A 3,700-nucleotide genomic window follows, 5' to 3' on the forward strand; every position below is an offset into this window, starting at 1 on the left:
TCCTTCGGAAAAACCTCTATGATTCACAATTTTATTCTATATTTGTTGTGGTCAGTGATTAATTCAAACCACTTTCGCTAGCCGAGAACCGTTGTAGGCAATACTCGGTCAAAAATTGCGAAAAATTAATTATTAACTAAATACAACGTTTACATGAAAAAAAACAGAAACATTAAATTTTTACTCTCATTTATTTTGAGTATAATTATTTTATCTTGTGCTTATGAAGAAGATTTAATTAAAAATCATAATCATACCGAAAAATTTAAAATTGAACAAGTAAAATATAGCGAGTTAATTAAAACAAACTTATTTAATCAAGCTGTAAAAAGAATTCCAAAAAAGAAAATCGTTAAAATAGACAAACTTGGCAGGTCTGTAATTGAAGAAAATTATGGCTTCAGTATTATAGACTCACCTGTAAAAGTTATAGAAATTGATGGTAAAATTACTTATACATTGCAAATAGTAAGCGATGATAATATTGATGGTAAATTAGAAAATTTAGTCTTATATAACCAAATTAGAGATAATAGTATAGGATACATTGTTAAATACAATACTTTAAAAAATTTATCTAAAACTGAAAGTGAAATTATAGAAAATGGTATAAGTGAATCAGAAATATTAACAGTAGATGGTTCTCCAAGTAACAAAGAAGCTATTGTAATTATTCGTGTTTTTGTTTATTTCTGCACAAATGCAGGAACAGAATATGATTGTGGCGGTTATTCAACAGAAGGGCAATGCTGGAATGAGACATTCTTTTTCACAAGTGGTGGTGGTGATTCAGGAACAGGCGATTCGAGTGGTGGTGATTCTGGGACAGGGGACTCTGGACCAGGAAATACAGGAGGTACTACTGGAGGGAATGGTAGTAATGGTTCAGACCCAAACGACAATTCTACTTATGATGGCTCTGATCCTAATATTCATGGCAATGGCTCTACTTCTCCAAATAGTTGTCCAACTTGCCCAGTGTTAGAAGAGGAAGAACAGGAAGATACTAATTGTGTAAAACTAACCAATGTTACTAATAACGCAATTATAAATAATAGTATTAAATCATTAAAAAGTAATACTACTTCTATTAGAGAGAGTTCAATACAATTTAATAAAGGTCCATTAGATTTTTTATTTGCAACACCAACAACCAACAACACAGAAAACCATACTTCTGGTACTTATTATAATACAACATTTGGTACAGTTCACGTACATACTGATGGTTTATATCCTATACCTAGTATAGAAGATTTGGTAACTTTATCATATATGTGTTTAAATTATCAACAACCAAGTGATTCAAATAATGTCAACTTTGATGACTTGCCATTTAATTTTATTATTTCAAACAGTCATACTTCAGCAGATTTGAGTAATTCACCACATGGCAATCTTTATGCAATTGTTCCAGATAATATTTCTAATTTTGGGTCGTTATATAATTCAACTTTTTATGGTTCTAGTAATCTAGAAAAAATAAAAAAAATGGATAATGATTTGAAAAACGACTATGAATGGGGTGATGGTAATAATTGGAACACTGTTAATCAAGATAATTTAGCCATAAAGTATTTACAATATATTAATTCTAAACAGAATTTTGGAATTTCTTTATACAGAAAAAAATTTGACATTAACAACAATCCTACTGGTGATTGGGAAAAATTATCTTTAGGTACACAAAACGGAATAACAATATTAATAAAAACACCCTGTTAAAATGAAAAAAATAATTATACTATTTATACTTCTGGGTTTTGCTTGCAAAGCACAAACACCTATTTATCCTATACGAGAAAACAGACCTTCTTCCAAAGCTGTGGATAATTCATATTCAAAAGACACCTTTAATGATTTTGATATGTTTACAGGTACTTGGGTTCATACTGATGGTAATAAAGAATTTAAAATAACTTTTCAGAAAAAATTAATGTTCTATAATGATGTCACCAAAATGTACGAAGATAAATTAGTGGGAGAATATATTTATAAAGTTAATGGTACAGAAGAAGTCAACACAATATCAAATTTAAATTGTGCTGATCCTTATAATAATAATATTACTTCCGAAAGAGTTATGTTAGATAATAATTCATATCCTTTATGTCCAAGTTGCGATGATTTAAATGATTTTAGAATTCGTTTCTATTTTACTCAACCTGGTAGGGAATATATATTTGCTAGTTTAGCTGCTAAACATTACCAAGTTAATAATATAGAATATTTAGACGTATTTATTTGGACAAGAACTTCAATGACAACAGACCCAAATGATCCGAAATACTTAAGTGTTCCTGTTTTTACTTATTTAACTTTTGTTAAAGAATAAAGTAAATAAAAAAACTCTTATAAACAAAAAGACTTATTGCTCACGCAATAAGTCTTTTGTTATTTTTATTTAGATAATTACCTACCCTATTTAGATTTCTTGCTACCTCATTTAGATATATGCAATACATCAAAAGAAATATAGCGTACTAATTTAGAAAACTCTCGTACATCAAGAGAATTATGCAATACATTTTTAGATATATAGCAAACATCAAAAGAATTATGTCATACATTTTTAGATTTATGTCATACATCAGAAGAATTATGTCATACATTTTTAGATATATGTCATACATTTTTAGAAAATTACCGAACTGACGAAAGAAACTGCCTAATACGTTGGAATTGATAAGTATTCTTCACAAGAAGTACTGCCTACAACAGCGGTTTGTAGCAATAGTGGGTTTGGGTCTTTTTTCCGAAGGTTTGTTTTTTAATTTAATTTTTTGTCTATATTTGTGAAGGCTTGGTAATAACACACCACTACTGCTTCAAGCCGCAAAACGTTAACAGATATAGTCTTAGAAAATCTCGTTAAAATCAAATTTTTCATAAAACATTTGGAAATTAAGTAACTTTTAAGTTACCTTTGAAAAATGAAAGTACGTGAAGTTATAGCATATGAAAATCACTTTGAAGAGTTTCTTCTTGAGCAACCAAAAAAGGTTCAGGATAAAATATTCAAAATAATTGAGGCTATTGAAACTTTAGAAAGAATTCCTTCCAATTATTTGAAATCTATGGAAGGAACAAATGGACTTTACGAAGCAAGAATTCAACTTGGCTCAAATATTTGGCGTGTGTTTTGCTTCTTTGACAAAGGAAAACTTGTTATACTTTTAAATGGATTTCAAAAGAAAACGCAGAAAACACCAAAAAATGAAATTGAAAAAGCGTTGAAATTAATGACTAAATATTACACAGAAAAATCTAAATAATTATGGAAACTAAAAGCTGGAAAGAAATAAAAAACAATGTTTACGGTGAAAAAGGAAGCGTGAGACGTGATGAACTTGAAAGAGAATTCCAAGGATTTAAAATTGGATTGCTCTTAAAAAAAGCTCGTGAAGAAAAGCACTTAACACAAACTGAACTTGGCGAATTAGTTGATAAAAAACGTGAATATATTTCAAGAATAGAAAACAACGGAAGTAACTTAACACTGAAAACTTTATATGATATTGTGGAGAAAGGTTTTGGTGGCAAAGTTAATATACAAATAGAACTATAACTACATCTGTTAACAACGGTTTTATTCAATTTTGCAGGCTTGGTTTTTTTCTATTTTGGAATTTTTTTAATCTAAAATTTGTCTATATTTGTTAAGGCTTGGTTATCAATCAGCAAAACTGAAATAAAGCCG

4 protein-coding genes are annotated in these 3,700 nt (G+C 28.9%); all 4 read left to right on the forward strand.

Annotated elements, in window-relative coordinates:
* The first annotated feature begins 153 nt into the window (after window positions 1-153).
* On the forward strand, window positions 154-1,725 hold the full coding sequence (locus tag G507_RS0109510; protein ID WP_026717262.1) for a hypothetical protein: 1,572 nt from the start codon (window positions 154-156) through the stop codon (window positions 1,723-1,725).
* A gap of 1 nt (window position 1,726) precedes the next feature.
* Window positions 1,727-2,335: a DUF6705 family protein gene (locus G507_RS0109515; RefSeq protein WP_026717263.1), complete on the forward strand. Its 609-nt coding sequence runs from the start codon at window positions 1,727-1,729 to the stop codon at window positions 2,333-2,335.
* Window positions 2,336-2,933: 598 nt separating this feature from the next.
* Window positions 2,934-3,275, forward strand: a complete 342-nt coding sequence (locus G507_RS0109520) for a type II toxin-antitoxin system RelE/ParE family toxin (protein ID WP_026717264.1) — start codon at window positions 2,934-2,936, stop codon at window positions 3,273-3,275.
* A 2-nt stretch (window positions 3,276-3,277) separates the two neighbouring features.
* Window positions 3,278-3,568 (forward strand): helix-turn-helix domain-containing protein, encoded by a 291-nt coding sequence (locus tag G507_RS0109525; RefSeq protein WP_026717265.1) that lies wholly within the window; start codon window positions 3,278-3,280, stop codon window positions 3,566-3,568.
* The last annotated feature ends 132 nt before the right edge of the window (window positions 3,569-3,700 follow it).

The sequence above is a fragment of the Flavobacterium gelidilacus DSM 15343 genome (assembly GCF_000422685.1).
GTDB lineage: Bacteria > Bacteroidota > Bacteroidia > Flavobacteriales > Flavobacteriaceae > Flavobacterium > Flavobacterium gelidilacus.